Annotated in this window: 17 protein-coding genes, 1 tRNA gene and 2 pseudogenes; 10 read left to right on the top strand and 10 right to left on the bottom strand. The window is 73.1% G+C overall.

Annotated elements, in window-relative coordinates:
* Positions 1-10 precede the first annotated feature (10 nt).
* Genes LZF96_RS01995 through LZF96_RS01985 form a run of 3 tightly spaced genes read left to right on the top strand, consistent with a single transcriptional unit; the run spans position 11 to position 2,696 of the window.
* Entirely contained in the window at positions 11-1,357 is a 1,347-nt protein-coding gene (locus LZF96_RS01995) for a replication initiator (RefSeq protein ID WP_233865226.1), read from the top strand.
* Entirely contained in the window at positions 1,354-1,566 is a 213-nt protein-coding gene (locus tag LZF96_RS01990; RefSeq protein WP_182606833.1) for a helix-turn-helix domain-containing protein, read from the top strand. Before LZF96_RS01995 ends, LZF96_RS01990 begins: the two co-directional genes overlap by 4 nt.
* Positions 1,566-2,696: a site-specific integrase gene (locus tag LZF96_RS01985; RefSeq protein ID WP_233865053.1), complete on the top strand. Its 1,131-nt coding sequence runs from the start codon at positions 1,566-1,568 to the stop codon at positions 2,694-2,696. Before LZF96_RS01990 ends, LZF96_RS01985 begins: the two co-directional genes overlap by 1 nt.
* 108 nt (positions 2,697-2,804) lie before the next feature.
* Here the strand turns inward: LZF96_RS01985 and LZF96_RS01980 are convergent.
* A tRNA-Arg gene (locus tag LZF96_RS01980) sits at positions 2,805-2,877 on the bottom strand.
* Positions 2,878-3,202: 325 nt separating this feature from the next.
* On the opposite strand from LZF96_RS01980, the gene LZF96_RS01975 reads away from it, so the two are divergent.
* A complete protein-coding gene (locus LZF96_RS01975; protein WP_233865052.1) occupies positions 3,203-3,763 on the top strand; it encodes a GNAT family N-acetyltransferase in 561 nt (186 codons plus the stop codon).
* A 157-nt stretch (positions 3,764-3,920) separates the two neighbouring features.
* The gene (locus tag LZF96_RS01970; RefSeq protein WP_233865051.1) at positions 3,921-4,412 is read left to right on the top strand and encodes an NUDIX domain-containing protein; all 492 of its coding nucleotides are present in this window, start codon (positions 3,921-3,923) and stop codon (positions 4,410-4,412) included.
* Between the two features lie 135 nt (positions 4,413-4,547).
* On the opposite strand, the gene LZF96_RS26855 is transcribed toward LZF96_RS01970, so the two are convergent.
* The 4 genes from LZF96_RS26855 to LZF96_RS01950 form a co-directional block, all read right to left on the bottom strand.
* Positions 4,548-6,347, bottom strand: coding sequence for a family 43 glycosylhydrolase (locus tag LZF96_RS26855; RefSeq protein WP_233865050.1), 1,800 nt, complete (start codon positions 6,345-6,347; stop codon positions 4,548-4,550).
* Positions 6,348-6,775: 428 nt separating this feature from the next.
* Complete coding sequence (locus tag LZF96_RS01960) at positions 6,776-7,981, bottom strand: M20 family metallopeptidase (protein ID WP_233865049.1); 1,206 nt, start codon at positions 7,979-7,981, stop codon at positions 6,776-6,778.
* A 100-nt stretch (positions 7,982-8,081) separates the two neighbouring features.
* Positions 8,082-9,512, bottom strand: a complete 1,431-nt coding sequence (locus LZF96_RS01955) for an FtsW/RodA/SpoVE family cell cycle protein (protein ID WP_374203066.1) — start codon at positions 9,510-9,512, stop codon at positions 8,082-8,084.
* A gap of 374 nt (positions 9,513-9,886) precedes the next feature.
* A complete protein-coding gene (locus LZF96_RS01950; protein ID WP_233865048.1) occupies positions 9,887-11,290 on the bottom strand; it encodes a M6 family metalloprotease domain-containing protein in 1,404 nt (467 codons plus the stop codon).
* A gap of 1,013 nt (positions 11,291-12,303) precedes the next feature.
* Here LZF96_RS01950 and LZF96_RS01945 point away from each other — a divergent pair.
* The 4 genes from LZF96_RS01945 (at position 12,304) to LZF96_RS01930 (ending at position 17,858) form a co-directional block, all read left to right on the top strand.
* Entirely contained in the window at positions 12,304-13,317 is a 1,014-nt protein-coding gene (locus tag LZF96_RS01945; RefSeq protein WP_233865046.1) for an RNA polymerase sigma factor RpoD/SigA, read from the top strand.
* Positions 13,318-13,888: 571 nt separating this feature from the next.
* On the top strand, positions 13,889-14,650 hold the full coding sequence (locus tag LZF96_RS01940) for a DeoR/GlpR family DNA-binding transcription regulator (protein ID WP_233865044.1): 762 nt from the start codon (positions 13,889-13,891) through the stop codon (positions 14,648-14,650).
* Positions 14,647-15,663, top strand: a complete 1,017-nt coding sequence (gene pfkB, locus LZF96_RS01935) for a 1-phosphofructokinase (protein WP_233865042.1) — start codon at positions 14,647-14,649, stop codon at positions 15,661-15,663. Before LZF96_RS01940 ends, pfkB begins: the two co-directional genes overlap by 4 nt.
* Complete coding sequence (locus tag LZF96_RS01930; protein ID WP_233865040.1) at positions 15,663-17,858, top strand: fructose-specific PTS transporter subunit EIIC; 2,196 nt, start codon at positions 15,663-15,665, stop codon at positions 17,856-17,858. Before pfkB ends, LZF96_RS01930 begins: the two co-directional genes overlap by 1 nt.
* 376 nt (positions 17,859-18,234) lie before the next feature.
* Here the strand turns inward: LZF96_RS01930 and LZF96_RS01925 are convergent, their stop codons facing one another.
* On the bottom strand, positions 18,235-19,392 hold the full coding sequence (locus LZF96_RS01925) for a P1 family peptidase (RefSeq protein ID WP_233865039.1): 1,158 nt from the start codon (positions 19,390-19,392) through the stop codon (positions 18,235-18,237).
* Positions 19,393-19,502: 110 nt separating this feature from the next.
* Here LZF96_RS01925 and LZF96_RS01920 point away from each other — a divergent pair.
* A pseudogene (locus LZF96_RS01920) lies at positions 19,503-19,871 on the top strand (AMP-binding protein); the annotation flags it as partial.
* Between the two features lie 200 nt (positions 19,872-20,071).
* Here LZF96_RS01920 and mscL read toward each other — a convergent pair.
* The 4 genes and pseudogenes from mscL to LZF96_RS01900 all read right to left on the bottom strand — a co-directional run.
* Positions 20,072-20,605: pseudogene (gene mscL / locus LZF96_RS01915) on the bottom strand (large conductance mechanosensitive channel protein MscL); the annotation flags it as partial.
* Between the two features lie 1,026 nt (positions 20,606-21,631).
* Complete coding sequence (locus tag LZF96_RS01910; protein ID WP_233865038.1) at positions 21,632-22,462, bottom strand: S-methyl-5'-thioadenosine phosphorylase; 831 nt, start codon at positions 22,460-22,462, stop codon at positions 21,632-21,634.
* Complete coding sequence (locus tag LZF96_RS01905) at positions 22,459-22,794, bottom strand: FmdB family zinc ribbon protein (RefSeq protein ID WP_233865037.1); 336 nt, start codon at positions 22,792-22,794, stop codon at positions 22,459-22,461. The genes LZF96_RS01910 and LZF96_RS01905 overlap by 4 nt, the downstream gene beginning before the upstream one ends.
* Before the next feature lie 210 nt (positions 22,795-23,004).
* Positions 23,005-24,585 (bottom strand): potassium/proton antiporter, encoded by a 1,581-nt coding sequence (locus tag LZF96_RS01900; protein WP_233865036.1) that lies wholly within the window; start codon positions 24,583-24,585, stop codon positions 23,005-23,007.
* Positions 24,586-24,676: the final 91 nt, after the last annotated feature.

The following is a 24,676-nucleotide window of genomic DNA, read 5'->3' as shown; positions in this document are numbered from 1 at the left end:
GCCCCCGCCGCTGCCCGAACTGCGATTCCTCGCCTCCCTGGGCACCCTCCCCGCCCTCGCCCGACAGCTCTCCACCCTCGGCGGCTGCCGTCGCCCCATCCGCCTGGAGGGTCACCGCACCGACCACACCCTCGACACGACCACCGGCGAGATCGGCCCCGCCCTGCGACGGCTCGACTCCACCGACCTGCCCGCCGGACACCTCCTGGTGCGCTGCAACAACCGCCGCGCCACCCGCTGCCCCTCCTGCGCCGAGACCTACCGCCGGGACACCTACCACCTGATCACCGCCGGCCTGCGCGGCGGCAAGGGCACCCCCGAAACCGTCGCCTCCCACCCCCGCGTCTTCGCCACCCTCACCGCCCCCGGCTTCGGCGCCGTCCACAACCGGCCCGGCCGTCCCGTCCGTCCGTGCCGCTGCGGCCTGCGCCACGCCCCCGACGATCCGGCCCTCGGCACACCCATCGACCCCGACCGCTACGACTACGAAGCGGCCGTGCTGTGGAACGCGCACGCCGGAGCGCTGTGGCGATGCTTCACCATCCACCTGCGCCGCGAGATCGCCCACCGCGCCGGACTGCCCCAACGCGCCCTCGCCGAGCACGCCCGCATCTCCTTCGCCAAAGTCGCCGAGTACCAACGACGCGGTGCGGTCCACTTCCACGCCGTCATCCGCCTCGACGGTCCCCGAGGTGGCCACACCCCGCCCCCGGCCTGGGCCACGGTCGAGCTGCTAACCGACGCGATCGGGGCCGCCGTCACCCGGGCGAGCATCCCCGGTCCCGTCCTCGACGGCCGCGCGCACACCTTCGCCTTCGGCCGACAACTCGACATCCGCCCCATCCACGGCCCCGACCTCGACGCCGGCACCGACCTGAGCGAACAGGCCGTGGCGGGCTACATCGCCAAGTACGCCACCAAGGGCGCCGAAGCGGCCACCGGCACCCTCGACCGCCCCTTGCGGTTCCTCGCCGAACTGGTGGGCCTCGACCTCCCCGACCACGCCCGACGCCTGATCCGCACCGCCTGGACCCTCGGCACCCGCAAGGAACTGGAAGACCTCCGACTGCGGGCCTGGGCCCACATGCTCGGCTTCCGGGGCCACTTCTCCACCAAATCCCGCGCCTACTCCACCACCCTCGGCGCGCTGCGCACCGCCCGCGCCGAATGGCGCCGACTCCAAGCCGCCCTCGCACACGGCGACGCCCCCACCGACACCGGACCCACCCCCGAACCGAGCGAGGAAACCACCCTCGTCCTCGGCCACTGGATCTACGCCGGAACCGGCCTCACCCCCGGTGAGGAATGGCTCGCCGACTCCCTCGCATCGACCCCGAAAGGAGAGTCCTTCCGATGAGCGACCGCTATCTCACCGTTGACCAGGTGGCCGAACTGCTGGGCACGACGGCCCGTTTCCCCCGGCGCCTGATCGCCGAGCGGCGGATCGTGTTCGTCAAGGTCGGCCGACACGTCCGTATCCCTCAGAGCGCGCTGAACGCTTTCATCGACGCCAACACGGTGCGGCCGATCGACCACCGGCGCGACTCCCTGCGGAGGGCCGCCTGATGGCCAACGGGAAGGGGAAGCGGCGGAGCTTCGGCTCGGTCCGGCGGCTTCCGTCCGGTCGCTGGCAGGTCCGTTACCGGGACCCGGACACAGGACAACTGCGTCCGGCCGAGAAGACGTACACCACGAAGACCGATGCCCAGCTCGCCCTGACACACATCGAGTCGGACATCACGCGCGGACAGTGGTCCGACCCGGACGCCGGGGCGGTGAACTTCGGCGAGTACGCCGCCGCGTGGCTGCGGGATCGAAAGCTCGCCGACCGCACCCGGGAGCGCAACGAGTCGGTCATGCGGCTGCACATCCTGCCCACCTTCGGGGCCGGGAGCGTGGCGGACGTGACGACGGCCCGGGTGCGCGGCTGGCGCGGCAAACTCCTCGCGGCCGGCGTCGGGGAACCAACGGTGGTCAAGGCGTACCAACTGCTGCGCGCCCTGATGAACACGGCCGTGGACGACGAACTGATCCGGCGCAACCCCTGCCGCGTCAAGGGCGCGGACCGCTACGAAGTGCCGGAACGACCGGTTCTCACGGTGGCTGAGGTCTTCGCCGTCGCCGACTCCATCACGCCGCGCTATCGGCTGCTCGTGCTCCTGGCGGCTTTCACCACCCTGCGGTTCGGCGAGCTGGCCGCCCTGCGCCGCCGGGACATCGAGCTCCACGGGCCGACCCTCACGGTCCGCCGTGCCCAGGCGGAGTTGCAGGATGGCCGACTCTTCGACAAGGCCCCGAAATCCGCGGCCGGGGTGCGGTCCGTCTCCTTCCCGGCCGAACTGCTCGACGCCGTCACGCACCACCTGGAGCACTTCGCCGCTCCGGGCCGGGAGGGACATGTCTTCGTCGGGCCGCAGGGTGGACAGCTGCGGCGGAGCAACTTCCGGGACGACTGGGTCAAGGCCCGGAAGGCCGCGGGCGTCACGGCCGAGCTGCACTTCCACGACCTGCGGCACACGGGCAACACGCTGGCCTCGACGGCCGGGGCCAGCACACGGGAGCTGATGACGAGGATGGGGCACAGCAGCTCCCGAGCCGCGCTGATCTACCAACACATGACCGGCGACCGGGACCGGGCCATCGCCGATCGGCTCGGGGCCATGATCCGCGAAGGTGGGGGAGGGGCCCCCGGCTAGGGGATGTGGACTCCGTGCGGACTCCAGTGGCACGCTTGTGGCACGGAGCCGGAAACAACGAAGGGCCTGTTCGGGAGGAAACCTCTTCCGAACAGGCCCTTCGGTCTGTGCCCCCGGCAGGATTCGAACCTGCGACACCCGCTTTAGGAGAGCGGTGCTCTATCCCCTGAGCTACGAAGGCGTTGGTGGTGCGTGGCGGCGCGTGGTGGCGCGTGCCGGGCTCAGTGTAGCCGGTGGGGCGTCCGGCGGACCGGCGCGGGGCGGCGCGACCGGGGGAGGGCCGGTGTGGGTTGGGGGAGGATCGGGGTACCGGCGTCCGGCAGTTGGAGTACTTCATCGCGACCGTTGTCGATCACGGCGGGTTCCCCCGCCCGGCGGCCACACGGACTGGATGGGTGAGTCCGATGTCTTCGGTGTTCGTAGGCGCTCGGTGATCGGTTGAGGCGGGTATGTCCGCGGGTGATAAACGCGTTGCGCGCCGCGAAGGTCGGGGCCATCGTTCGGGCATGGTGACGGAGCGGCGGCACGCCGAGTGGCGGGTACGGGACTATCGGTCCGAGGACTGGGAGGCGATCGAGCGGATCCACGACGCGGCCCGACTCGATGAGTTGGAGGCCACCGTGGGAGTGGAAGCCTTCCTCACGCTGGCCGAGACCTACGAGAACGAGGGCCTCTTCAACGGCCGGGTCTGGGTCGCCGAGGGCCCCGGCTCCGGCACGGAGCCGGGGGTTGTGGGCTTCGTGGCACTGGAGGACGACGAGGTGTCCTGGCTTTACGTGGATCCCGCCCGGTACGGGCAGGGTGCCGGTGGCGCGCTGTTGCGGTACGCCGTGGCGCAGGCGGGTGCGCGAGTGGAGACCTCGGTGCTGGCCGGGAACGAGCGTGCGATCGGCGTGTACCAAAGGGCCGGCTTCACGATCGTGGAGACCAGGAGCGGCAAGCTGGTGGGCAACGAGAGCTTCCCGGCGACCGGCCACATCATGGAGTACCGCAAGCCGCCCGGCCAGGCCGTGCGGACGCCGGGGCGAGGGGTCGGCGGTGAGCCGGCTCACCCGGCGGGGCGGTGATCGTCGCGGTGGTCGCGAGGGTGGCGGTGCGCCCCCGATGTGGGCCGTTCGGCGGACACCGAGGGGCGTGGACGCGGTGCCCGAGTCCTCGGATCGAGTCCCCGGAAGGCTGGGGCCGGGCGGGCCGGCGGCCTCGTCGCGCCCGTAGGCTGACGGAATGGCGACCCCGGAGTTCATCCTCGCGCTGCGCGAGAAGATCGGTAACGACCCGCTGTGGCTGCCGGGGGTGACGGCCGTCGTCCTGGACGGGGACCGCGTGCTGATGGTGAAGCGAGCGGACAACGGGGCCTGGACGCCGGTGACGGGCATCGTGGATCCGGGCGAGCAACCGGCGGACGCCGCCGTCCGGGAGGTGCTGGAGGAGGCGGGGGCGGTGGCGGTACCGGAGCGGCTGGCCTCGGTGGGTGTCACGGCGCCGGTGGTGTACGGAAACGGGGACCGGAGCCAGTACCTCGACCTGACCTTCCGCTGTCGTTGGGTCTCCGGTGAACCGTATCCGGCCGATGGGGAGAACACCGAGGCTCGGTGGTTCCCCCTGGACGCGCTGCCGCCGATGACGGAGGAGATGCGGGGGCGTATCGCGGCGGCCGTGGCCGAGGAGTCGGCGGCCCGGTTCCGCTTTTCGGGGGGCGCGGGCGAGCGGGCCTGATCGCGGGGTCGCCGCGCCGGCCGGCCCGGTTCGGGGGCGGCCGGTCGGACTGTCGCGTCCCGATGCCCGGCCGCCCGTCGCGGCCTCCCGACGGACCCCGCCTGCCCACCGGTTCGTCAGTCGGCCGGCCCCCGGTCAACCGTGGGCGCGGTCCGATGCGGGTTCCGCCCCGGGCCGTCGGACCGGCGCCGTCATCGGGCCGCCGGCGACGCCGGCGCCCCTGTCGTCCACGGGGGCGATGGGGTCGATGCCGCGCAGGGTGGGGGTGACGGGCCGCAGCCGTCCGTCGACGGTGAACCGCAGCCGGTCCAGGCACACCTCGCGGTGGGTGCCGTCGCCGCCGGGCCGGGCGAAGCGGTGGTAGGCGAGGTACCACTCGTCGCGGCCGGGGACGCGGACCGCCGCCTGGTGGCCGGTGCCCATGATCCACCGGTCGGGGTCCTTGGTGAGCAGTGGCGCGGCGGCGCGGGTGAAGGGACCCAGGGGGTGGTCGGAGACGGCCCAGGCGACCCGGTAGTCGGGGCTGCGGGTGTCGTTCTCGGACCAGGTGAGGTAGTAGCGGCCCTCGCGTTCGAAGACGTCGGGCGCCTCGTTGTACCCGGCGGGGGTGATGTCGACGGGTTCGCCGTCGAAGGAGGTCATGTCGGCGCCCAGTCGTACGGCTCGGCAGCGTCCCTGGCCGAAGTACAGGTGGGCGGCGCCGTCCCCGGAGATCAGAACGGCGGGGTCGATGGCCTGGTGCCCGTAGGCGTCGCGGGCGACCAGCGGCTTGCCGAGCGCGTCGACGAACGGTCCGGTGGGGTGGTCGGCGCGGGCGACGCCGATCTGCTGGTCGGCGCAGAAGTACATCCAGTGGACGCCGTCGCGCTCGACCACGGCCGGTGCCCAGGCGCGGCCCTCGGCCCAGTCGACGTCGGCGAGGTCGAGGACGGTGCCGTGGTCGCTCCAGTGGACGAGGTCGGTGGAGGAGAAGACGCCGAAGGAGGTGCTGCCCCAGTCGGCGACGCCGTCGGTGGTGGGGTACATCCAGAACCGGCCCCGGGAGTGCAGGACGGCGGGGTCGGCGTGGTAGCCGGGGAGGACCGGGTTGGTGTCGCCGGGCAGGAGGTCGGCGGTCTCCCGCCACACCGAGCCGTGTCGCACCGTTCCCGACAGGCGGGGGATCTCGCGCGGCGGGGTCCAGTCGGTGAGGTCGGGGCTGTCGCTGTAGTAGTGGCGGCCCTCGAGATAGCTGTCGAGGAACATCCGGAAACCGCCGTCGTCGAGGCGGAAGACGGTCTGTCCCTCCAGTGGTTCGCCGTTCGGGGGGACGGGCGCGGCGTCGTCGAGGAGGTTCCAGGGGCCGGTGATGTGGCGGGCGACGGCGTGCTCGACGCGTTCTGCGGTGGCGTCCTTGACGAAGGCGTGGAAGCAGCCGTTCTCGTGGATCACGCAGGTGTCGATCCAGCCGTTGCGGTGGTCGGCCTCGTCGGGGTGGAGCCCGGCCAGCGGGACGGGGTCGGTCCAGCGGGTGAGGGTGTCGTCGAGGGCGGTGAGCACGTAGGGCTGGAAGCCGGTGGCGGAGGTCTGGTCGGCGGATATGGAGACGATGATCCGCAGTCGGCCGTCGGGGTGCTCGGTGAAGAACTCGGGGGCCCAGGTGTTGTGGCAGGGCACGCCGTGCGCGATGTCGGCGACGTGCCGCCAGTTCAGGCGGTCCTCGCTGGAGATGACGCCGAAGGTGTCGCCCTCCCAGGCGGTGGTGTGGGCGATCCACCACCGGCCGGCGTGGTGGATGACGGAGGGGTCGCGGAGGATGCCGTTCGCCGGGGTGTACGCGGCCGACGCGAGGTCGTGGAAGTGCACGCCGTCGTCGGAGCCGTAGAGGTGCAGGGTGCGTTCGCTCGCGTTGGTGAAGGCGGCGAACAGGTGGCGGGAGGTGATCCGGCGGGACACGGGCTCTCCATCGGAAGCTAACTGGCGACGTGCTGGATAACGTGCTGGGGGCGATGCGGGGGAAGGGAGATCGTCCGGGGGCGGGTGTGGGCCGGCGGGGAGTCGGGGCCCGGGGGTGCGGGCCGATGGCGGCGAACCCGGTGATGTCGAGTTCTGTTTGAAGATTATGTTTTCGGGTGAGCTTGCGCAGCACGGTTGACCGAATCGGGTCGTACGGCGACTGAAGGCGCTCGTACCTGGATCATCGGTGATCGGCGGGTAACTCCGAAACCCCGGGGACGCGTTCGACGCGTTCCCACGCCCCGCGCGGCCCCGATCCCCGACCCGATCCGCCCCACACACCGACGGGCCGTCGGGAGGGGGCGCCCTTCCGACGGCCCGGTCGCCCGGGGTGTCCCGCGACGTGCCCCCGCACCACGGGCCCCGCGTCAGGCGGTGACCGCCTCCGCCTCCAGACGGCGCACCGCCAGCTCCGCGTAGAGGGCGCTGCCGTCCGCCAGCACCGCGTCGTCGAACGCCGCCAGCGGGGAGTGGTTGCTCGGCGCGGTCTCCGGGTCCCGATCGGGCAGGGTCGCGCCGAGGAAGGCCATCGCGCCCGGCACCTCCGCGATCACCCGGGAGAAGTCCTCCGCGCCGAGGATCGGGTTCTCCATCGGCTCGTACCGCTCCTCGCCGTGCACCTCGCGCACGGTCTCGGCGATGAAGTCGGCCTCCGCGGCGTCGTTGACCGTGGTCGGGTACTGCTCGATGAACTCGGCGTCCACCTCGAGCCCGTGCGCCGCCGCCACCCCCCGGCACACCGCGGGCAGGCCCTCCCGCAGCCGCTCGAACGCCTCCGGCGAGAAGCTCCGCACGGTCGCGGTGAACCGGGCGGTGTCCGGGATGATGTTCGGCAGCGTGCCCGCGTGGAAGCTGCCCACGGTCAGCACCACCGGGTCGAAGACGTCGAAGGCGCGGCTCAGCCAGGTCTGCAGCGCCGTCACCATCTCGCAGGCCGCCGGGATCGGGTCCTTGGCCCGGTGCGGCGCGGAGCCGTGTCCGCCGGCTCCGCGCACCGTCACGTCCAGGACGTTGGAGGCCGCCAGCAGCGGTCCGGTGCGGGTCGCGAAGACCCCCGAGGCGTGGATCGAGGACGACACGTGGAGGGCGTACGCGGCCACCGGGCGGGTTCCGGAGGCGTCCAGCACGCCCTCGGCGAGCATGTGTCCGGCCCCGTCCCAGCCCTCCTCGCCGGGCTGGAACATGAAGACCACGTCCCCGGCCAGCCGGTCGCGGTGGGTCGCCAGCAGACGGGCGGAGCCGGCCAGCATGGTGGTGTGCAGGTCGTGGCCGCAGGCGTGCATGAGGTCGCCCTCGGCGGCGTACGGCAGCCCGGTGCGCTCGGCCACCGGCAGGGCGTCCATGTCCCCGCGCAGCAGCACCGTCGGACCACCCGGCCGGGCCCCGCGCAGCACCGCCGTCACCGAACTCAGGCCCTCGCCCGTGGAGATCTCCAGCGGCAGGCCGTCCAGGGCGGCCAGCACCCGCTCCTGCGTGCGGGGCAGGTCCAGACCGACCTCGGGGGTGCGGTGCAGGTCGTGGCGCATCCGGATCAGGTCGTCGGACAGGGCGCGGGCGTCGTCGCGGAGGTTCACGGGCGGGGCTCCTTCCGGTGGGTGGAGCCGGTGGTACGGGCACACGGGGCCGCCGCGCCGCCGGATCCGCGGGGCCGTGTCGCCCCCGGACCCGGTCGGATCAGCCGCCGGTCGGGCGTGCGGCGGTGTCCCGGACCACCGGGGTGAGGATCGTAGCGTTCCCCTCCGGAAGTGTGGAGGCCCTGCCCGCGGCGTCACTGATTCTGATCAGAAGCGCGATCAACAACCAGTTGGCCACCGTCGACGATCCGCCCTGTGCCAGGAACGGCAGTGCCTTGCCGGTCAGCGGGATCAACCCGGTCACGCCACCGGCGACCACGAACACCTGCAGCGCCAATACGGTTCCCAGGCCGTAGGCGAGCAGTTTGCCGAACGGGTCGCTGACCGTCATCGCGATCTTGAACGCCCGCCAGATCAACAGCACGTACAGCAGCAGCACCAGTGTGACGCCCAGCAGGCCCAGTTCCTCGCCGACGGTGGCCAGGATGAAGTCGCTGCGGCCGGCGAAGCCGATCAGGTAGGAGTGGCCCTGGCCCAGGCCGGTGCCGGTCAGGTCACCGGCGCCGAAGGCGAAGAGCGCCTGCGCCGACTGTTCGGAGATCACCCCCGGTGGGCGCTGGTCCTCCGGCAGGTAGATCGACATCGGATCCAGCCAGGCCGCCACCCGGGCCTTGACGTGGTACTGCGTGGCGGCCACCGCCAGCGCGCCGCCGATCGCCATCAACCCGCCCAGCACCACCCAACTGGTGCGTTCGGTCGCGATGTACAGCATGACGATGAAGACCCCGAAGAAGATCAGCGAGGTGCCCAGGTCGCGCTGGTAGAACAGCACGACCAGGCTGACCGCCCACACCAGCAGCACCGGGCCGGCGTTCCGGCCGCGCGGCAGGGCCAGCCCCAGCACCCGGCGGCCGACCAGCGCCAGGGCGTCCCGGTTGGCCATCAGGTAGCCCGCGAAGAAGACGACGATCATGACCTTCACGAACTCGCCCGGCTGCACCGACAGCGGCCCGACCCGGATCCACCGCTTGGCGCCGAAGGCATCCGCGCCGAAGAACGCCGGCAGCATCAGCAGGATCATCGCCAGGGCCATGCCGAGGTACACGTACCGCTGGAGCACCCGGTGGTGTCTGATCACCAGCAGCACGCCGACCAGCAGCGCCACCCCTATGGCCGTCCAGATCGCCTGGCCGGGGGCGACCGCCACCGCCTGGTAGTGGCCCTCCGGGAAGCGTTCGGCGTACGCCTGGTCGAGGCGGTCCATCAGCACCAGACCCAGCCCGCACAGCAGCACCGTCACCGGCAGGATCAACGGATCGGCGTACCGCGCGAAGCGGCGCACCACCAGGTGGCCGCCGACGGCCAGGGCACCGAGACCGGCGGTGTAGCCGAGCAGGCCGGAGGGGAGTTCGCCGTGGACGGCCAGATGCGCGGCGGCGTGGCCGAAGGCGGAGATGGCGACGGCGAGCAGCACCAGCGCCAGTTCGATGTTCCGGCGGCGCGCGATCCAGCGGCGGACCCCGTCATCCACGGGGGCGGCCCCGCCCGTCGGGTCCGTCTGGTCCGTCACCTCCGGTCGGTCCGCCGAGCGGCCGATCGACCGGTTCGGGAGGGCCCGCGGGGAGCCGTCGTCGGGCTCCCCGGAGGACGCCGTTGTCGAAGCCGCTCTCTCCACGCCCGTCCCTACCCCGGTGCCCCGGTGCTCTCCGTTCGTGTCGTGGCGTCGGCCGCGTGCCGCCCCACGGGTGCCGCCGGCTGTCGCGGCACCGCCGGCAAATCTAACAAGCGGGGCCGCCGGACGGGGCCGGCGAAACCGGTCCGTGACGGGATCGGGCGGGGGTGGGAGCCGGTGAGGCTGGCCGTCGGGGGTGGTGCGCGGGGGGCCTGCGGCGGGTCGCCGGAGTCTCACCGGCGGGTGACGCGGACCACGTGCGCGCCGTCCCCGTCGACCTCCACCACCCGCACCCGCACCCCGGTCCGGGGGTCGTGGAAGGTGTCACCGGGCAGGAAGGCGGCGTCGCTCAGCTCATGGGCGAGTTGGGGGTCGGCGGGGTCGTGACAGCCGCCGCTGCCGGGGGTGGCGTCCTCCACCCGCATCGGCCCCTCGCCCGTCCGCGCGGCGGTGTCCACCCGGGTGATCAGCACACCGGAACGGCAGACGGCGTGGTCCAGCGCGGAGGGCGTCCGCACCTCCAGGGTGATGGCCCGACGGGGGCCGACCGGCAGGACCACCAACCGGGTGTCGGTGCCGGCGTCCGCCGGGGCGCCGGGTGGGCGGACCGGCGCCGCGCCCTCCGGCCGGGCCGCCCGCGGGTCGGCGTCAGGGCCCGCACCGGCGTCCGGGGCGTCGTTGTCCGGGGCGTCGGCGTCCGGAGTGCCCAGCGGGACGATGCGGTGCTCGGTGGTGCCGCTCTCCACGACGCAGTCCACCTGGTCGTCGTCCAACCACTCCAGCTTCCAGCGGTGCCAGCCCAGCAGGCCGTTGCTGGGCCCCCAGTCCTGTTCCATCACGTCCCAGTGCCCGGTCAGCAGCGGCGGCTCGCCCGCGCCGGTCCAGTAGAGGTCCGGCAGTCCGAAGGCATGGCCGTTCTCGTGTACCAGGACCCGGTGGGAGCTGTCGCCCGGCTGGGTGCTCCAGATGAAGCTCACGTTCCGCAGGGGACCGGTCGGGGTCTCCACCAGCGGTCGGCCGGGGAAGGACACCGACAGCACGGTCTCCAGGGCGGAGGGGCCGGCGTTCGGGGCGGCCAGGACGTTCACCACGTCGTAGGAGGAGAAGTTCACCTCCTCGCCGACCGCCCCGACGATCTCCAGCATCAGGGCGTTGTAACCGGCCGGGTCGTCCGGGTGCCACCCCACCCCGCGGTCGATGCCGTACTCCTCGAACGGGCGGGACATCCGCAGCCAACGGTGCACCGGGTCGGGTCGGTAGTCCATCCGGCCCCGGGAGGCGGTGGCGAAGTACTCGGCGGTGGCGGGGAAGAACTCGGCGAAGCGCTCGCCGGTGTCGATCCGTGCCTCGGCGTCGGGGAAATCGATGAACAGGGTCAGCGCGCGGATGGTTCCCCCCGTCGGGGCGAAGCCCGGCGGGGTGGGTATACCGGCGTGCAGGCCCTCCCCGCCGGGGAGGGCGCAGACGCCGGTGGTGGTGATCGACGAGGGTGGAAGGGGCGGGTCGGCGGGGAGCGCGGCGACCATTCCGGGGGCGGTGCTCACGATGAACGCCAGGGAACCGGTCGCCGACAACAGCGCCCGACCCCGGGATATGCGGGGCCGCCCGGCGGCGTTCGTGGTGGTGGCCGTCGGCATGGGCGGGCGTCACCTCCTCCTCGTCGGGTCCCCGGGCCCGAAGTCGCGGAACTCGGCGTCGCGGGATGCGGGGTGGGGGATGCCGGTGCGGGGTGTCGGGCCCGCCTCCCGTGTCGCCGTGTCCGGGTCGCCGCGTCGCCGGGCTCCTTCGGTTCTCCTGGTCCCTCTCCCGTCCCTCCGTCGTTCCCGGGCCCCGGCGGGCGTTCCGACGGCCCCTTCGGGGCGTCCGCGCCGGGCGGTCACCGAGCGGTCACCGAGCGGTCACCGGGTGGTTCGACCACCGTGCGCCGGATGGGGGCGGTCCGCGCGTCGGGCTACTGCATCCGGGTGGGGGACCGGCCGGGAAGTACGGGTGTGGGCCCCACGGGCGCCGGGGCCCGCCGGGGCCGGCCTGCCCGGGGGAAGTGGCCGGATCGAAGGGCGCGTCGGAGCGGTGGGGAGGCGGGTCGGGGAGACCGGTGGGGAGGCGGGGGCGGGCATGGAGGCGAGGGGCCGGTGCCCGGGCCCGGGGGCGGGGAACTCCGGGTGCGGGCCGTCGAATACCCGGTCGGGAGGGGGCCGACGCGGGGTTCCCGGCGCCCGACGGGGAAATCGGCCGAAGAAAGGAGGAAGAGGAGGGAAAGAGGAGGGATCGCACATGCCCGCCGGGGAGTCGGGCAGGCGAGGAAGAGTTGATCCGCAACCTTTTCGGGGTCCGGTTCGTCCAAGGGGGTGAGAGCCCCCGGGGAAACGCGACGGCGACGGGTGGGGAGCGGGCCGACGGGATCGGCCGCGCGAGCCGGTCGGGGTGATGGGCCCGGTCGACGGGACCTTCACCGGGGCGGCATCCGCGTGCGCCGCCGGGCAGGGTACTGCATCTCCGGAAAAAGATGCGTCGCTTGGGAATTCTGTCCGGTTTCCCGTCGTTGATTCGTTACGGAAGGCGAGTGCGAGGAGGCATTCCGCCGGCCGAGAAGGAGCACAAGGCAGAGCGCCACCGAGCGTCACACCGAATCATTCGCAAGGGAGCACGTATGGCAACCCGTGCCGTCGCCCGCAGCCGACAGACCTCCGGTCCGGTCGGAGCCACGGGCAGCGCCAAGCCCTCCGCGGAGGGCGACGCCACCGAGCGCGACCTGGTGGGCATGTATTTGGACGAGATCGCCCGCACCCCGCTGTTGGACGCGGCGCGGGAGGTCGAGTTGTCCCAGACCATCGAAGCCGGTCTGTACGCCCGCCGCATCCTGGACGGGGAGGTGGAGCCCGCGCCGGACGGTCCGGCGGCGGAGATCCCGACCGGGGAGCTGGCGGCGATGGCCGCCGAGGGGGAGCGCGCCAAGGACGTCTTCATCCGCTCCAACCTCCGCCTGGTGGTCGCCGTCGCCCGTCGCTACCCGCGCAGCGGTCTGCCCCTGCTGGACCTGATCCAGGAGGGCAATGCCGGCTTGGTCCGGGCGGTCGAGAAGTTCGACTACGCCAAGGGCTTCAAGTTCTCCACGTACGCCACGTGGTGGATCCGGCAGGCGATCACCCGGTCCATCGCGGACCAGGCGCGCACCATCCGGCTCCCCGTCCACCTGGTCGAGGAGTTGGGGCGCATCCGTCGGGTGCAGCGGGAGTTCAACCGCGAGCACGGGCGGGACGCCGAGCCGCAGGAGATCGCGGTCGAGCTGGACACCACCCCCGAGCGCGTTCAGGACGTCCTGGACTGGGCCCGGGACCCGGTGAGCCTCAACATGTCCGTGGACGACGAGGGTGAGACCCAGTTCGGCGACTTGCTGGAGGACACCTCCGCGTCCACCCCCGAGCAGTCGGTGATGGTCATGATGCGTCGGGAGGGGTTGGACGAGTTGATCGATCGGCTCGACGACCGCACCGCGTCGATCATCCGGGCCCGTTACGGCATCGAGGACGGCCGGGAGCGGACCCTGACCGAGGTCGGCCGGCAGCACGGCCTGACCCGGGAGCGGATCCGGCAGATAGAGAAGCACGCCCTGTTGGAGCTCAAGCGGATGGCCGACGCCTCCGGCTTCGACGCCGCCGCCTGAGCCGTCCCCCCTCGTCATCCGGTCGTCCGATGACCGGCCGACGATCGCGGCGGGGCCGCGCGCACCCGCGCGGAGGCCCGCCCCCGGAACCGGCCGCCGGCATCGCCCGGTGTGCCGCGCGGACCCCGACGTTTCCCCTCTCGTCGGGGTCCGCCCCTCGTGGCCCGTCCGGCCCGGGACGCGGATCGAAAGGTCCGCGTCCCGGGCCGGACGGGCTTTTCGCGTACCCGAAGGTGGCCGGACGTGTCCGAACCGGGGGCACGGGATCGGAGCGGGGACCGGTCGGTGGAATCGGTGAGCCCGGGGCCGACGCGGTGCCCGGTGCGGGGGGCGTCCGACTCGTGTCGGCCCGCCCGGAGCGCCGGCGGGCGTGGCGGATGCGGCGGATGCGATGGATCCAGTGGATGCGGTGGGTAACCGATGGTCTTTATCTTGAGCGCGAAGTGCCCGTTCATGTCTGTTTCGAGTGCCGGGTGTGTTTACTTCATGGCGCCACGGTCGTAATCTTGTCCTGAAATCACTCATTCGGACACCGGAAGACCCGGTTCGAAGCGGAACGGACACCGGACGGATGTACGCACAGGAACGTCGGCAGGAGATACTCCGCCTGGCCCGTGAAGAGGGCCGGGTCGAGGTGGTCTCCCTCGCCGAGGGGTTCGGGGTCACCTCCGAGACGGTGCGCCGCGACCTCAAGGCACTGGGCCGGGCCGGCCTGCTGCGTCGCGTGCACGGCGGCGCCATACCCATCGGCCGTCTGGACTTCGAGCCCGACCTCGGTCGCCGCGAAGCCACCGCGGTCGAGGAGAAGGAGCGCATCGCCCGGGCCGCGTTGGACGAACTGCCCCGGGAGGGCAGTGTCATCATCGACGCCGGCAGCACCACCGCCGCCTTCGCCGCGCTCTTCCCGTCGGATGTCCGACTCACCGTGGTGACCCACGCACTGCCGCTCGCGGCCCGGCTCGCCGACCACCCCGGCATCGAGCTCCACCTGATCGGCGGTCGGGTGCGCCACCGCACCCGGGCCGCCGTGGACGCCTGGGCCCTGCGCACCTACGGCGAGATCAGCGCCGACCTGGTCTTCCTCGCCACCAACGGTTTCTCCCCGGACACCGGCCTGACCACCCCCGACCTCGCCGAGGCCGCCGTGAAACGCGTGCTGATCGCAGCCGGTCGCCGTGTGGTCCTGCTCGCCGACTCCGGTAAGTCCGGCCGCGAGCACTTCGCCCGCTTCGGCGACCTCCGGGACATCGATCTGCTCATCACCGACACCGACCTCGACCCCCGGGACGCCCGGGAGATCGAGGCCTGCGGCACGGAGGTCCGCCGCGCATGATCCTCACCGTCACCCCCAATCCCAGCCTGGACCGCACCTACGGCATCCCGGCCCTGGAGCGCGGCGCCGTGCTGCGCGCCGGAACCGACCGGGTCGACCCCGGTGGCAAGGGTGTCAACGTCTCCCGGGCCGTCGCCGCCGGCGGCCGTCCGACCACCGCCGTCCTCCCGCTGGGCGGCGCGGAGGGCGAACTGCTCTCCCGCCTCCTCGGCGGACTGGGCGTCGAGCCGGTCGAGGTCCCCGTCACCGGCTCCACCCGGGTCAACATCTCCCTGGCCGAACCCGACGGCACCCTCACCAAGGTCAACGCCGCCGGACCGGAGCTCAGCCCGGCGGAGAGCGAGGCCCTGCTGGTCACCGTCGGGCGGTACGCGCCGCGCGCCGACTGGACGGCCTGCTGCGGCAGCCTGCCGCGGGGCCCCGCCGACGACTGGTACGCCGAATTGGTCTCCCGCATCCACCACACCGGCGCGCGGATCGCCGTGGACACCTCCGGGCCCGCGTTCCTGGCCGCCCTGCACGGCCGTCCCGACGTGGTCAAGCCCAACCTCGACGAACTGGCCGAGGCCACCGGCCGCGTCGCCGCGGACCTCGCCACCCTGGGAGCGGTCGTGGAGGCCGCCCGCGAACTGCGGGCGGCCGGCGCGGGCGCCGTCCTGGCCAGCCTGGGCGCCGACGGCCAACTGCTGGTCGAGGAGGACGGCGTCCACTGGGGCACCGCCCCGGTGGAGACCGTCCGCAGCGACGTGGGCGCGGGTGACGCCTCCCTGGCCGGCTTCCTGGGCGCCGGCGGTCGCGGGCCCGACGCGCTGGCGGCGGCCCTCGCCCACGGCGCCGCCGCCGTCCAACTCCCGGGCAGCGCCATGCCCCGCCCGGCCGACCTGCGTCCCGACGCGGTGACCGTCACCGACGACCCGCCCCGCGCCCGCCCCCTCAACCGTCCCCCCGACCCGGCGACCGGACCCGCGCCGGCCCGGCCCGCCACCTCCTCTCCCGCCAACGGAGCCGTGTGATGAGCACCCTGATCAGCGCGGAGCTGGTCGATCTCGACCTCTCCGCCACCACCAAGGAAGACGCCACCCGGGCGCTGGCCGAGCGCATGGCGGCCCGGGGGCGCGTGACCGATCTCGACGGCTTCCTCGCCGACGTCGCCGCGCGCGAGGCGCAGATGCCGACCGGCCTGGAGGGCGGCATCGGCATCCCGCACTGCCGCAGTACCCATGTCACCGAACCCACCCTGGCCTTCGGCCGCAGCGCCGACGGCGTCGACTTCGGCGCCTCGGACGGACCCGCCGATCTGATCTTCCTGATCGCCGCACCGGCCGGTGGGGACCGCGACCACCTCTCCATCCTGGCGAGCCTGGCGCGGGAGCTCATGCGCGAGGAGTTCACCACCGCCCTGCGGGAGGCGACCGATCCCGGGCGGGCCGCCGCCCTGATCGCGAGGGAGTCCGCCCCGGCGGAGACCCCCGCGGAGGAGCGGGCCGGGGCCACCGGCGGGGGTGCCACGGTGGCGGACGCGGGGGAGGTTCTCGCCGGCCGTCCCGCCGGGGACTCCGACACGGCCGGTGCCACGGACCCGGCGACCCCCTCGACCGGTCCCGTTTCAGACACCACCCCCGGTGCGGACGCCGCGCCCGGAACGGCCTCCGACGCGGACGGGATCCCGGCCCCGCCCGGGGAGTTCCCGGTGCGGGAGCCCGTGCCGGCAGCGGACCGCCCCTTCCGGGTGGTGGCCGTCACCTCCTGCCCGACCGGAATCGCCCACACCTACATGGCGGCCGAGTCGCTCGAGCAGGCGGCCCGCGCGGACGGGATCGAACTGGCCGTCGAGACCCAGGGGTCGGCGGGCTTCAAGCGTTTGGACCCCGCCGTGGTGGCCGCCGCGGACGCGGTGATCCTGGCCCACGACGTCGAGGTGCGCGAGAAGACCCGGTTCGCCGGCAAGCCGGTCGTCGACACCGGCGTCAAGGCCGCCATCAACCGCCCCGCCGAACTCATCGCCGAGGCCCGAGCCCGGGCCGAGCGCGGGGAACGCACCTCCCCGCTCCCCACCTCCGGCGGCGACGCGGGTGACGGCCCGCCGATGTCCGCGGGCTCCGGCTCCGGTGACCACTTCGGGATCCGTCTGCGCACCTGGCTGATGTCCGGTGTGAGCTACATGGTGCCCTTCGTCGCCGCCGGCGGCCTGCTGATCGCCCTGGCCTTCGCGCTGGGCGGCTACGAGATCACCGACGCGCCCTCGGTGATCGACCAGTTCACCTGGACCGACACCCAGAGCTGGGCCGCCCTGATGTTCCAGATCGGCGGTGCGGCCTTCGGCTTCCTCATCCCGGTCCTGGCCGGGTACATCGCCTACGGCATGGCGGACCGGCCGGGGTTGGTGCCCGGCTTCGTCGGCGGCGCCATCTCCATCACCATCGACGCCGGCTTCCTCGGCGGCCTGGTCGCCGGTCTGGTGGCCGGTGGTGTGGTGCTGGGCATCCAGCGCTTCAAGGTGCCGGACGTGTTGCGCGGCATCATGCCCGTCGTGGTGATCCCCCTCCTGTCGTCGGCGATCGTCGGTTTCCTCATGTTCGTGGTGATCGGGCAGCCGATCGCCGCCGCGCAGGAGGGTCTGACCGACTGGCTGTCCGGTCTCTCCGGGGCCAACGCCGTGCTGCTGGGCGTCGTGCTGGGTCTGATGATGTGCTTCGACCTGGGTGGGCCGGTCAACAAGGTCGCCTACGCCTTCGCCATCGGCGGCATCGCCGTCTCCAGCCCGACCGAGGCCAACCTGCAGATCATGGCGGCCGTCATGGCGGCCGGCATGGTCCCGCCGCTGGGCATGGCACTGGCCACGGTGGTGCGCCGCCGACTGTTCACCCGTGCCGAGCGGGAGAACGGCAAGGCCGCCTGGGTGCTGGGGGCCTCCTTCATCACCGAGGGCGCCATTCCCTTCGCCGCCGCCGACCCGCTGCGGGTCATCCCCTCCTCGATGGCCGGCGGTGCGGTGGCCGGGGCCCTGGCGATGGCGTTCGGCAACACCCTGCGGGCGCCGCACGGTGGGATCTTCGTGGTACCGCTGATCGGCAACCCCTTCCTGTATCTGCTCGCCATCGCGGCGGGCACCGCCGTGACCGCGACGCTGGTGATCCTGCTCAAGGGCACCCGTGGCGCGCAGCAGGCGGAGCGGGCGGTGGAGACCGAGGCCGTCCCCGCTCCCTGATCCGCGCCGTCATGGCGGGGGCGCCGGTGCCGCCCGCGTACCCGTCCCGGCCGGAACGCCCCCGTCCCGTCCCCCTCATCCGGGACGGGACGGGGGCGTTTCCGGCCGGGGCCGATGGAGCGTGGTCGGCGGCGGGGGCGACCGCCGCGACCCCCTCACCGGGTGCCCGTCCCGGGGCGGGGTCCGACCCGGCGCGCACGGCTCGCCCGGGGACGGGGACGGGTGGTGGGCGACAGGATCGACCCTTTCGTTCGGCCCGGCCGGGCAGTGCCCTCCCGGGGACGGTGAAGGACCCGGGGAGCCGGTCCGCCGAGGCCCTTTTCCGATGTGTCCGCCGCGTCGGCACACGAACCTCCGGCCGGGGGAGAGCACGGGATCAACCCGCCCCGGGGCGAGCCGTCTCCCCGCCGGGGCCCCGTGCCCCGTACAGCTCACGGTGGGAGGGGAAGACGCCGCCCGGGGTGCGTACCGATTCCGCCGCCAGGATTCCCCGCACCACCGCCCGGCACAGCACGTCGGCCCCCGCCGCCAGCACGGCGTTGGTCTCCGCCAACCGGGCGGCTTCCCCTTTCGGCAGGGCGCGCGCCCCGGTGGCCAACCCGAAGACGGTGTCACCGTCGCTGAGCAGGTGCACCGGGCGGATGGCCCGGGCCAACCCGTCGTGCGCGGTCGTCGCCAACTTCCTCGCCCCGGCCGGGTCCAGGGCGGCGTCCGTCGCCACCACCGCAAGGGTCGTGTTCAACGGGGCGGCCAGGGTGTTGGGGGTGAGCCGTTCCGTCTCCCGGCGGGCCTCCTCCATGGTTCGGCGGGCGGCGGTGTGCACCTCGGCCGACGGCACCCGGAGCGGCTGGGCCCACAACGCCCCGGTCCCGGGGTCCACCACCGAGCCCGACGGGTTGACCGCGACCAGGGCCGCCACGGTGACCCCGGACGGCAGCCGGGTGGAGGCGGTACCCACCCCGCCCTTCAGATCGCCGGCCACCGCGCCCGCCCCGGCCCCGACGTTGCCCTCCGCCGACCCGACACCCGCGGCCTCCGCCGCGATCCGGCCGAGGGCCGCGTCGGGACGCGCCGTCCACTTCCCGCCGCGTCCGAGGTCGAACAGCACGGCGGCGGGAACCACCGGCACCACCTGGTGGGGAGCGGGGCCCACCGGATAGCCCCGTTCGCGTTCGGCCAGCCACCCCGTGACGCCGTCGGCGGCGGCCAACCCGAAGGCACTGCCTCCGGAGAGCACGATCGCGTGGATCCGGTCCACCAGGTTGCCCGGATCCAGGGCGTCGGTCTCCCGGGTGCCCGGGCCGCCCCCGCGCACGTCCACCCCGGCCACCACCCCCTCGGGAGGCGCGAGGACCACCGTCGTGCCGCTCAACCACCCGTCGTCCAGCCGGTGGGCGTGCCCCACGAGCAGCCCCTCCACATCCGTCAGCGAGCCCTCCGAGTCCGCCGTTCCGCCGGCGCCCGCCTTCCGGATTCCTCGGTCGTCCCGCCCCCGTCGCGCTTCCGGTCCTGTTTCCCGCTCTGTTTCCCGCATGGGGGACGCATACCACGCGGGTCGGCACGGGGCCGGGAGCACGGGGCGGCGATCCGGCCCCGGACAGGGGCGTTTATCGGACGTCAATCACCCTGCGGCAGGCTCCGCGCATGTCTGTAGAACACCACGGGGAGTCGGGACCGGAGGATCCGGGACCGACGGATGTGCTGAACCACGCCGAACTGTTGGACCAGGGAGGACGCGCGGCCCGGGCCCTGGCCGGGCTCGGCGTGCGGGCCGGTTCCCGGGTCGCGGTCCTCCTTCCGATGGGTCTGGAATCGGTCGTCGTCACCCTGGCCTGTGTCCACCTCCAGGCCGTGCGCGTCTCCCTCCCCGGGGAGGAGCCGCCCGCCCGCATGGCGCACCGACTGCGGGCCTCCGGGGCGACGGTGGTCATCACCCCCGACGCCCTGGCGGGGGACGGTCGGCCGGTCCCGGTCAAGGCGTTGTTGCAGCGTGCGCTGGCCGGTTGCCCCGCGGTGCGTGGTGTGGTGGTGGTCCACCACCACGCCCGACCGGTGCCCTGGACCCCCGGCCGGGATCACTGGTGGCACGAACTCACCGGGCGGGGAGCGGCCCGCTTGTGGCCGTACCCTGGGGGCATGACCTCCCTCCCGTCCGGCGGGGACCCCGACGGCGGACACCGTGATGTCGCCGGGGTCGAGCCCGTCGTGCTCCCGCCCGCGCCCCGAGGGTCATCCCCGGTCGTGGCGTCCGGACCGGATGAGCGCTGGGCCCCGACCCCGACGCCGCCGTCTTTCTCCGCCGCCCTCCGCCGGGCGACCAACTCGTCGCGGATCTCGGTGAGGAGGTCCAGCTCCGTCTTCATGGGCGGGGCGGTGTCCTTCGGATTGCGCGCCTCCAGGCGGGCCTTGTACCGGGCGAGCGGCATGATCATGAGGAAGTAGACGACGGCGGCGGTGATGAGGAAGGTGAGACCGGCGCTGATCACCGTCCCCCATCGGATCGGGATGCCGGAGACGATCTCGCCCGCCCCGTTGATCTCGCACCGGCCCTTGAGGCAGGACTGGTAGTGATCCAGGTCCTGCGTTCCGAACGCGCCCACCAACGGGTTGATGACGCCTTCCACCACCGAGTTCACGATGTTGGTGAAGGCGGCCCCGATCACCACGGCCACGGCCAGTTCGACCACGTTGCCGCGCATCAGGAATTCCCTGAAGCCCCCGAGGACGCTCTGCTGTTCCTTGCTCAACGCGCTGCCTTTCCGTTCCCGGTGACATCCCGGTGCCGATACGTGGCGGGAGGGCGGGTGTCACCGGATCACCACCGGGGGCCGGGCTCTCCCGAGGGCGTCCCGACCCGGCCGGGACCACCTCGATCCCGACGCCCGCCACAGTGTCCCCGGTGCGGGGACCGGTGACCATCCCCTTCCGTGTCCTCCGCCGGCGCCGGGGGTTCGGCCGCCCCCGGTTTCTTCCGGGCCCCGGTCCGGGAGGTGCCGGTGTCGCGGTGTCGGAGGTGGGCCCGGTCGGGTGGGGGCGGCGCGGGGCCCCGGTTGCGGGGGCGGGTACGGGCCGCTCCGCTCGTCTGCTGTTCGATCCCGGGCCCGATGGGAGAAGGCCCGGGACCGGAGGTCGCGTCGGCGGTGCCGGTCGTCGGCGGGACGCGGGGCGGCGGGGAATCGCCGGGAGCGGGACGGCGGCGCCATGGGCCCGGTTCACACGGTTCCTGTGGTGGAGACGGTTCATGTCGCACACCCTGCACCCGGGGGGCGTCCGAAGGGGGAAACGTCGTCGTTCCCGGGGACAACCCGGGGCTTGTGGAAAACTTCCTCACCCGAAGGTGTGAGAGAGGAGGCCGGGAGGTGTGAGGGGTTTTGGGCAGGGCACATCGATCACGTCGCGTTCGTCCCGGTCCGCTCCCGCGGGGAACGCGGTGAACCCCGCCCGTTCGGGGCGGTGAACACCCGGCCGCCGCTCCCGAGTTCCGCCGCCGCGGCTCTCGCCGCCGGAGGGCCCCGGCACCCCCGCCGTCCCGATTCCCGCCGATCCCTCCTCCGGCGGTGTCGCCCCCGCTCCGGCCACCGGTCGGGCCTTCTTCCGTCCTCCGCTCCCCACCCACCCCACCCGCCCCACCCCCCCCACCCGCTCCATCCGCCCCGGGCGGGACCGGGGAGGGGGCCCTCCCCGTCCACCGCGGCGTCATCGGTCCCCCACGCCCACCGCCCTCGGTGAGCCGGGGGCTCACCGAGGGCGGTGGAGGGGACGAGGAAGAGGGCTCAGGGGAGCTCGAGGCCCGTGTCCCAGCCCTGCAGGGCCTCGACACACAGGCAGTCCCGATCGGTGGGGAGGGCCGCCACCGCGTCGAGCACCACGCCCCGCAGTCGGTCGATGTTCTGGGCGAAGACCTTCAGCACCTCGGCGTGGGAGACCCCCTCACCGGTTTCCGCCCCCGCGTCCAGGTCCGTCACCAGAGCCAGGGAGGTGTAGCAGAGTTCGAGTTCGCGGGCGAGGACCGCCTCGGGATGACCGGTCATCCCGACCACATCCCACCCCTGCGCCGCGTGCCAGCGGGACTCCGCGCGGGTGGAGAACCGCGGACCCTCGATCACGCACATGGTGCCGCCGTCCACCGGCTCCCACTCCCGCCCCCGGGCGGCGGCCAGGGCCACGGCCCGTCCGGAGGGGCAGTACGGGTCGGCGAAGGTGACGTGCGCGACGTTGGGGGCGATCCCGTCCGCCCGGGGCTCCCCGTCATAGAAGGTCTGCACCCGGTTCTTCGTGCGATCCACCAGTTGGTCGGGGATCACCAGGGTCCCCGGCCCCCGGTCCGGGCGCAGGCCCCCCGTGGCGCACGGGCCGAGGACCTGACGGACGCCGAGACTGCGCAGCGCCCACAGGTTGGCCCGGTAGTTGATGCGGTGCGGCGGGAGGCGGTGGGTCCTGCCGTGCCGCGGCAGGAAGGCCACCGCGCGGCCGGTGACCTCGCCCAGAAAGAGGGCGTCGCTCGGCGGCCCGTAGGGGGTGTCCACGGTGACCTCGGTCACCTCGTCCAGAAAGGAGTAGAACCCCGAGCCGCCGATGACGCCGATTTCCGCGCGGGGGCTCATGCGGCTCCGGCGGAGGCGGGGGTCGAGGAGGCCGATGACGTCGAGGAGGACCCCGCGGGGGATGTCGGGGCCGACGAGGAGTCGGAGGACGAGGAGGTGGTCTCCTTGGCGCCGGTCTTCTTCTCGCCGCCGCTCGGAGCGCTACCGGAGGTGGCGCCGCGGCTGTCGTTGCGGTAGAAGCCGGAGCCCTTGAAGACGATCCCGACGGCGGAGAACACCTTCTTCAACCGACCGTCGCAGGCGGGGCACTCGGTGAGCGCGTCATCGGTGAACTTCTGCACCACCTCGAGGCCGTCCCCGCAGGCGGTGCACTGGTACTGGTACGTCGGCACGTCTGTTCCTCCTGGCACTCTTTCGTGATGAGTGCTAACGACGCTCCATCGTGCAACATTCCGGGCCCGTAGTCCACCGGGTCCCGGTGTCACGGTGGTCACCGTCACACCACTGCCGGCCGGGGATTCCGGCCGCGGCCCACTCCGGAGGCCGGGTGCCGACGGTCCCCGGCCCGGCCCGATCATCGGGCCGGGCCGGGCGCGGTGTGGTCAGCCACCGCCCAACTGCTCGGTCTCCACCGTCCGGCTCGGCCCCGGGGCGGGCTCCCGGCGCAGCCAGCCGGCCAGTTTGCCGCCTCGGCTGACGGCGTGCAGACGGCGCTCCGTGGCGTCCCGCACCCGATCGGTCGCGACCACCAGCAAATCGTCCCCGCGCCGCAGCGCGGTGGTGGGCTGCGGGACGAAGCTGGTGCCCTCCCGCACGATCAGGGTGACCGCCGACCCCGAGGGAAGCCGCAGCTCGGCGACCTCCACGCCGTGCAACCGGGATCGCCCCGGCACCGAGACCGACAGGAGGTGACCGTGCAGCCGTTCCAACGGGGCGCACTCGATGTCCACGTCCCGCGCCTGGTCGCTGTCGCCCAGGCGGAGCCGGCGGGCCAGCCAGGGCAGCGTCGGGCCCTGGACCAGGGTGAAGACCACCACCAGCACGAAGACGATGTTGAAGACCCGGTCGCTGCCCTCCACCCCGCTCACCATGGGGATGGTCGCCAACACGATCGGCACCGCGCCGCGCAGGCCCGCCCAGGACATCAGGACGTGTTCCCGCCACGGCCTGCGGAACGGCAACAGGGAGAGGACCACCGAGAGCGGTCGGGCGACCAGGGTCAGCGCCAGGCCGATGATGATGGCGGGCCAGAAGTCGGCCAGCAGCTCGCCGGGGTTGACCAACAACCCGAGCAGGACGAACAGCCCGATCTGGGCCACCCACGCCATGGCGTCCGCGAAACCGCGCGTCGCCGGGCCGTGCGGGAGGCCGGCGTTACCCAGGACCAGGGCGGCGATGTAGACGGCGAGGAAACCGCTGCCGTAGGTCAGGGCTGCGATCGAGTAGGCCAGCACGGTCAGGCCCAGTACCGCGATCGGGTACAGGCCGGAGGCCGGCAGCGCCACCTGCCGCAGCACGTACGAACCCAGTCGCCCGATGAGCAGTCCGATGAGTGCCCCGACCACCAACTGCAGAAGGATCTGCGCGGGCAGCACCAGCCACGACTCGGCCGAGCGGTCCATGGCGCCCACGCTCGCGAAGGCGACGACGAGGAGCACCACGGGGGCGTCGTTGAAGCCGGACTCCGCCTCCAGCGCCCCGCTCAACCGACGCGGCAGCGGCACCTTCCGCAGGACGGAGAACACTGCTGCGGCGTCGGTCGAGGAGACCACCGCTCCCATCACCAGGGCGATCTGCCAGTCCAGCCCCAACAACCAGTGGGCCGCCGCGGCGGTCACGCCCACACTGACCGCCACGCCGAGGGTGGCCAGCACGGCGGCTGCCGGAACCGCGGGTCTGATGTGTTTCCATCGGGTGCTGAAACCACCCTCGGCGAGGATGACGATCAGCGCCGCGTAGCCGAGCACCTGGGTCAGTTCGGCGTCGCTGAAGTCGATACCGAGGCCGTCCTGGCCCAGGGCCATGCCGATGGCGAGGTAGATGAGCAGGGTGGGCAGGCCGCTGCGGGCCGACAGACGCACCGCCGCCACGGCGACGAGCAGTACGAGTGTGCACAACAGCAGCAACAGGTTGAGGCGATCAACGGTCAGGGGTCGGTCACTCCCTTCGGGGGTGGCGGCCACCCGGCCCGGGGTGGGGGATCGCCGATCCGGCCGCTTTTTTGCAGGCTACAGGCAGATGGCTTCGGCTCCTTTACGGGAAATTTACCATCTC

This window comes from Streptomyces sp. ST2-7A, from assembly GCF_021390475.1.
In the GTDB taxonomy this organism is placed as follows: domain Bacteria; phylum Actinomycetota; class Actinomycetes; order Streptomycetales; family Streptomycetaceae; genus Streptomyces.
This window is presented reverse-complemented; position numbering and strand designations above follow the sequence as displayed.

Excerpts from the sequence above, each read along its gene's own strand:
- LZF96_RS01910 (WP_233865038.1), bottom strand. The coding sequence starts at position 22,462 with ATGAGCCCCCGCGCGGAAATCGGCGTCATCGGCGGCTCGGGGTTCTAC.
- LZF96_RS01940 (WP_233865044.1), top strand. The coding sequence starts at position 13,889 with ATGTACGCACAGGAACGTCGGCAGGAGATACTCCGCCTGGCCCGTGAA.
- LZF96_RS01970 (WP_233865051.1), top strand. The coding sequence starts at position 3,921 with ATGGCGACCCCGGAGTTCATCCTCGCGCTGCGCGAGAAGATCGGTAAC.
- pfkB (WP_233865042.1), top strand. The coding sequence starts at position 14,647 with ATGATCCTCACCGTCACCCCCAATCCCAGCCTGGACCGCACCTACGGC.
- LZF96_RS01930 (WP_233865040.1), top strand. The coding sequence starts at position 15,663 with ATGAGCACCCTGATCAGCGCGGAGCTGGTCGATCTCGACCTCTCCGCC.
- LZF96_RS01945 (WP_233865046.1), top strand. The coding sequence starts at position 12,304 with ATGGCAACCCGTGCCGTCGCCCGCAGCCGACAGACCTCCGGTCCGGTC.
- LZF96_RS01950 (WP_233865048.1), bottom strand. The coding sequence starts at position 11,290 with ATGCCGACGGCCACCACCACGAACGCCGCCGGGCGGCCCCGCATATCC.
- LZF96_RS01975 (WP_233865052.1), top strand. The coding sequence starts at position 3,203 with ATGGTGACGGAGCGGCGGCACGCCGAGTGGCGGGTACGGGACTATCGG.
- LZF96_RS01925 (WP_233865039.1), bottom strand. The coding sequence starts at position 19,392 with ATGCGGGAAACAGAGCGGGAAACAGGACCGGAAGCGCGACGGGGGCGG.
- LZF96_RS01990 (WP_182606833.1), top strand. The coding sequence starts at position 1,354 with ATGAGCGACCGCTATCTCACCGTTGACCAGGTGGCCGAACTGCTGGGC.
- LZF96_RS01985 (WP_233865053.1), top strand. The coding sequence starts at position 1,566 with ATGGCCAACGGGAAGGGGAAGCGGCGGAGCTTCGGCTCGGTCCGGCGG.